This is a genomic window from Methanoculleus sp. DTU007, assembly GCF_001512385.1.
Taxonomy (GTDB): Archaea; Halobacteriota; Methanomicrobia; order Methanomicrobiales; family Methanoculleaceae; genus Methanoculleus; species Methanoculleus thermophilus.
The window spans coordinates 10,329-11,239 of the sequence record NZ_LFRO01000006.1 but is presented as its reverse complement, the minus strand read 5'-3'; the positions used below and the strand labels follow the sequence as shown (position 1 = coordinate 11,239).

At 51.0% G+C, this 911-nt stretch carries 1 protein-coding gene; it reads left to right on the top strand.

Going from position 1 to position 911, the window contains the following annotated elements; translation table 11 throughout:
* Window positions 1-333: 333 nt before the first annotated feature.
* A partial coding sequence (locus ACI94_RS00680; RefSeq protein ID WP_286680971.1) for an AI-2E family transporter occupies window positions 334-911 on the top strand: 578 nt, incomplete at its 3' end.

Here is a 911-nt window from a genome sequence, read left to right as displayed (position 1 = left end):
TCGTCAAACGGGATGCCGCCCGGTCCTTCCGAACCCGCGAGCATCCCGACGACAAGGAAGATAAGGAGTGCGGGGACCCCGAGCCGCTCCGAAAACTTATTTGCGATGATACTAATTAAAAAAAGCACTGCTATGCCAATAAATATGATTTCAAGGGTGAGCACCATTTAAGACTACGGTTCGTGATTAATGTGCCTTAAAACTGTCCCTTGGTTAAATTTGCTTGAGGCGAATATTCCCTGAATAAACCAGGGATTACCAGGATAGTTCATTGGATCTTGTGCCGGTGTGATTCGCGGGATTGATATGGTTGATGAAAAGACAGTTTATCAGATGAAACCCACAATGGCAGACGCTCCAGTTCTTCCCCGATCTCTGCTCACGATATTCCTGCTGACGGCAGTGGTATTCCTGATCCTCGGGATTCGGCAGATCTCCTATCTTGTCACAATCATGGTTGTATCGGTGATCCTCGCCATGATCGCCTATCCTGCGACAAAAGCGCTTCGGTCAAGGGGGATTCCTGAGGTCGCTGCAGTTGGTGCGGTCACTGTCTTTGCCACTCTTCTGATCCTTTTCATCTGTTACCTCGTCTTCTTCTCGTTCGAAAACCTGATCTCGGCCCTCCCCCTTTACCAGCAGGAATTGACCGCCAGACTATCAGAGATCCTCGCCCTCTTAGAGAGGTACGGGATCAGTACAGGTTCGTTCACCCCATCCTCAATAGACCTGCAGGCCTTTGCCGGGTTCCTCTCCTCTTCCGCCATAAGCCTTGCAGATCTCCTCCTCTATCTCTTCTTCATAGCGGTCACGACGATCTTCATGCTCCTTGAGGCACCACGGATGCCTGAACGCATACGGAGAGTTACGGACCAGCCAAAGACCGTCGAGGCGTTCTCCCGCATGAGCAG